The organism is Thalassovita taeanensis (assembly GCF_900110775.1).
In the GTDB taxonomy this organism is placed as follows: Bacteria; Pseudomonadota; Alphaproteobacteria; order Rhodobacterales; family Rhodobacteraceae; genus Litorimicrobium; species Litorimicrobium taeanense.
In genome coordinates, this window is record NZ_FOEP01000004.1 from 1 (window position 1) to 4,671 (window position 4,671).

At 56.6% G+C, this 4,671-nt stretch carries 4 protein-coding genes and 1 pseudogene; 3 read left to right on the forward strand and 2 right to left on the reverse strand.

Annotated features, from left to right (window positions below):
- Positions 1-492: pseudogene (locus BSF79_RS06730) on the reverse strand (transposase); the annotation flags it as partial.
- A 56-nt stretch (positions 493-548) separates the two neighbouring features.
- Entirely contained in the window at positions 549-1,277 is a 729-nt protein-coding gene (locus BSF79_RS06735; protein ID WP_090269115.1) for a hypothetical protein, read from the reverse strand.
- A gap of 437 nt (positions 1,278-1,714) precedes the next feature.
- Here BSF79_RS06735 and BSF79_RS06745 point away from each other — a divergent pair, with 437 nt between their 5' ends.
- The 3 genes from BSF79_RS06745 (at position 1,715) to BSF79_RS06755 (ending at position 4,170) form a co-directional block, all read left to right on the forward strand.
- The gene (locus BSF79_RS06745) at positions 1,715-1,966 is read left to right on the forward strand and encodes a helix-turn-helix domain-containing protein (protein ID WP_090269117.1); all 252 of its coding nucleotides are present in this window, start codon (positions 1,715-1,717) and stop codon (positions 1,964-1,966) included.
- Entirely contained in the window at positions 1,966-3,288 is a 1,323-nt protein-coding gene (locus BSF79_RS06750; protein WP_090269118.1) for a type II toxin-antitoxin system HipA family toxin, read from the forward strand. The genes BSF79_RS06745 and BSF79_RS06750 overlap by 1 nt, the downstream gene beginning before the upstream one ends.
- A 579-nt stretch (positions 3,289-3,867) precedes the next feature.
- The gene (locus tag BSF79_RS06755) at positions 3,868-4,170 is read left to right on the forward strand and encodes a hypothetical protein (RefSeq protein WP_139246393.1); all 303 of its coding nucleotides are present in this window, start codon (positions 3,868-3,870) and stop codon (positions 4,168-4,170) included.
- Positions 4,171-4,671 lie beyond the last annotated feature (501 nt).

The following is a 4,671-nucleotide window of genomic DNA, read 5'->3' on the forward strand; positions in this document are numbered from 1 at the left end:
CCCCAACTGCGCTTGTTCGCCGTCAGTCGTTCCAACCAGTCAGCAATCTCTTCGTTCTCGTCGCTTAGAACTGGGCAGTATCTGTAGCAGGTCTCGCTGATCTGGAATGTGCGGCAGGCCGGTGCAATACTGACCCCATGTTGCGCTACCGCATTCATGGCCATCCACTGACCGGCAGGGCATTGCGTAGCAATGTCCCGAGAGGTTCTCGCCTCAGAGACGGCCTTAACGCCTTTTTCCAAGCGCCTCCTTCAACAGATCGTTCTGCATGCTCATCTCAGCATACATCTTCTTCAGTCGGCGATTTTTCTCGGCCATGTCCTTCATCTCCGCGATCAAAGATGCATCCATGCCACCAAACCTGGCACGCCATTTGTAAAAGCTCGCACTGCTCATCCCATGCTCTCGGCACAGCTCAGAAACCGGCACTCCGCCCTCTGCCTGCTTCACGATGCCCATGATCTGTGCGTCGCTATATCGTGCTGTCTTCATCAAAAATCTCCTCAGATATAGTGCCGAGAAAATTCTACTTTTGAACACCACTAAATTTAGCGGCGATTACCGAAGGTCTCGATACCCTGCCGCAGATGACTGTCGACGGTCTTCGGGAGGAACGGACATGAAGACCCTGGAACGGCATCGGACCAGACGGTGGGACCCGGTTTTGAGCCAACAACCCTGCCTGGGCACAAAAGACCAGCCCCTCCGCTGCCAAGTGAGCCGACGTGGACGCAACCTTCGTAGCCACCGAGCTTCAACTCCAGAGGCTCTATGTTGGCTGTGAAGATGGCGCCATCATCGATACCGCCATGGACGAGATCTGCCGCATGGAGATGACTCAGTCCACGAACGAGTCGAGCGGTTTGGCGCCAGATGCTGGCTCGACCTGACAACGTCCGCGCGGTATTTTCGAGCGTGCGGCGGCTTCTGCCAGAAAGGGTCGTCGGCGTTCCGTCCGCGCCAGCAAAGCGATTTCCGATCTCGCGATCATCTTCGACGAGGTCAATCACCTCCAGCAGGACCTTGCGCGCGGACTTTCGGGCCAGAACACCTCGGACGCGTCGAACAGTGTCAGCGAGAATGCGCGCGACATCGCGATCGACCGCTGCGCCGGTCTTTTCGATTAGCCATAGCAGATAGAGCTCGCCATCAGCACGATCTGTGGCCATCCAGAGACCTGAAGCACTCTTAAAGCGCTCTCCTCGGATGTCGTGCTCCATCTCGAAACGCTGATCGAGCGGTACCAACGCTTCAATCTTGCGCTGTTTTTGCCCCAACCGGCGTCCCTCTCACTGCTCACATGAGCTATATATTGTGTCGGCACATGCAAAAAGCACAAGGGAGGCCGTGAGCTTTTTGATAAAACGGGACGGCAGAGTTTTGATTTCAGCCGAGTCCGGGCCTCTTGCGCATAACGGCTGCAATGCCCGCGTTTGCCGCAGCTTCGTCAACGTCGAACGTGGCATACTTTCGTCGTAGTAGACGACATATTCCGCTCCAGGCTGGTGCGCCATCGGCGCTGCCCACCACTGAGCCCAGACGATCCCCAGGCCCGGAGCCGCCTCCACCACCCCCTGCCCAGCTTCGCTGATGAGCGTCAGAGCTGCTATACGCCTCAGTAGATATTCCATCATTATACGCCAAGGCGTATAGGGGGCGTATATACGTCAGGGCGCATATTGACAGATTATGCGCCAAGGCGTATATTGGTCACATGAGTGATTTAGCGCGCACACCAAGACAAATTGGCTCCATCATCCACCGGGCACGCAAGAAGCGCGACTGGACACAGATGAAGCTCGCCGAGCGGGCAGGCCTGCGCCAAGCAACGATCTCGATGATAGAGAGTGGAGAAAAGCCCGCAAAGCTCGAATCCATCCTCGCTGTCCTTGCGGCTCTCGACCTGGAATTAAGGATCGAACAGCGCTCCAAGGGCCATGACAGTGATATCGAGGAGCTGTTTTGATGGGGCGGCGTCCGGCCTATGCGCCCTTGCGCGTCTATCTGAATAACCGCCGCGTCGGCACGCTGACCCGCGAGTCAAGCGGCGCCATCGAGTTTGCATACGAAGCGGACTGGCTGGACTGGGAACATGCTCTGCCGGTCTCTTTGTCACTGCCGCTGCGGGAAACGCCCTATCGCGGCGAACCCGTCTCTGCCGTCTTCGAGAACCTGCTGCCTGACTCGGACAAGCTGCGCCGCCCCGTCGCCGAAAAGGTCGGCGCGCGCGGGACTGACGCCTACAGCATGCTGACCAAGATCGGCCATGACTGCGTGGGGGCGCTCCAGTTCATCGCAGGAGACGACGAAGCCCGTGACGCTACCGGCAAGATCGAAGGTGAAGCGGTCGATGCAGCTACCATCGAAAAAATCCTGAACGGGTTGAGCCAAGCGCCGCTTGGCCTCGCCAGCGACGACGCCTTCAGGATTTCTGTTGCGGGGGCGCAAGAAAAGACTGCCCTGCTTTGGCATGACGGTCAGTGGATCAGACCCCATGGCACGACGCCGACCACCCATCTGATCAAGACGCAGATCGGAAAACTGCCCGATGGCATCGATCTCTCGGACAGCGTCGAGAATGAATACTATTGCCTGAAACTCACCGCCGCATTTGGCCTGCCCGTGAACACCGCCACAATCGAAACCTTCGGCGAGACCAAGGCTCTGGTCATCGAGCGCTTTGATCGCCGCTGGACGAAAGACGGGCGATTGCTGCGCCTGCCGCAGGAAGATTGCTGCCAGGCACTCTCTGTACCGCCGACGCTAAAATACCAGAACGAGGGTGGCCCCGGCATGATCGATGTTCTGGGCTTGCTCAACGGCAGCGATACACCGATCGAGGATCAGGACATCTTCCTCAAAGCGCAGCTCATCTTCTGGCTGATGGGCGCGACGGACGCCCATGCCAAAAACTTCAGCGTGTTCCTGAGCCCCGGCGGCAGCTATCGCATGACCCCGCTCTATGACATCGTGACAGCGCAAGGCGCACTGGAAGCCCGCCAAATCGTCGAACGCAAACAGATGAAGATGGCGATGTCGGTCGGAAACAGCCGACACTATCGCTTCGATCAGATTCACGGGCGGCATTTTGTGCAGACGGCCATGCGCGCCGGTTTCTCAAAAAAGCGAACCACGGACATCATCGACGAGATCGCGGCAAGAGCGCCCGAAGCCCTCGATACTGCCGCCAACGCCCTACCCAAAACCTTCCCGCAAGCCATTGTCGATACCGTTAGTAAAGCGACTATGGAACGGCTTGGTGGCCTCAAGCTGCCTGACACTGCGTAAGGTACAAAACCTTGAAACTCTTAGATTAGCCCTGCGGAACGGGGCGTTTGAAATGATGGGAAAACGATGACTGATTTTGAAACCGACCCCGACTACGAAGAGTGCTTAGTCACGTTCTTTGATGTGCTCGGTTTCAGGGACCTGCTGAACACCCGAAGTAGTTCAGAAATTCGCGGTTTGCTCCGAACCTTCCGCCGTGCTTCGGAAGGCGAGCCACCCCGCCGACACGCTCAGACGAGATGCGCATGATCAGTGAGGTGCATACCGAGATCGTGTCCGATGCCATCGTACCGGTCAGAACTACGGAAACGCAGTACCGAGACACTCAGTAGCGGGAGCAAGCATGGGCGCAGTTTACGCTAACGCTAGTGCTAGGCCTCCGCCGCATTCATTTCTTTGGAAGACCTTGCTAACATGGCGCGGCGAAGAATTCGCCGTGATTTCAAGAAGTAAAATGCCGATTGGAAAAGTTTGCCAATGAGCGCCGCATGTGCTGATTCATTTTGTGGAGGCTAAGGAGCACTGTATGGGAGAGCGCAGCAAAACCGAATGGACCGGCGGGCGCGCGGACCGCTCAGCATGTTCGACGACGAGGAGCACTCCACGGGGCCATACGGCGCCATGAGAAGCAGGCATCTCGACGACCTTCCGGCGCTCGCGACCGAGCTCGCCCGGCGCACAAACGATGCGCCCAGAACTTTTGAGAGATTTGCCGCGACCGTCATGGAGAAGCATTATGTCTCACCGACGGAGATCAAAAAAGAAATCGCGGAGCTTTCGAAGCAAAGCCTCATCGAGCCAACCTGGAAGACGCGCAACAAGAACGCCCGCGTGCCGGACGCCAGCGGCCTAATCGTCTGGAAAGCCGACGAGATCACCTAGCATTCCTGCAGTCATGGGTTCGACGTCGGTTCCACCACGCCCTGCGCGACCGGCGTCGAAGTGTTCAGTGCAACCTCGGAAAAAACATTGCAATGCCAGACGCTTGCAAGCTATTCACTAAATCATAGCAGTCATGAGGTCCGGAGATATCGGCCCTGAGAGACCGCTTGAGGGCCTCCTAGCGCCCGAGCCGGTGCTCAGCCCCACCCGCATAACCCTCGAATACAACGGAAAAATCCGACCGCAGCCGGATCGGGAGAACGCTTTCGCGGGGGCAAGTGGCGGAGGAGGTGTCCGCAATAGATTCCATATAACGCTTTGATTATAAGTAATTTATAAAATTATTATAAATATCATACCACAAAAAATACCACATGGAGTTTAGATTTTAACAAATTTCCTCGCTCGACATGAAGCCAGAACACTTCGTTCAAAACAACAATTTCTTCGCATAATTGCGTCCAACTTTTGCCTGCGTCGCTTCTTCTGCTAGGATTGCTC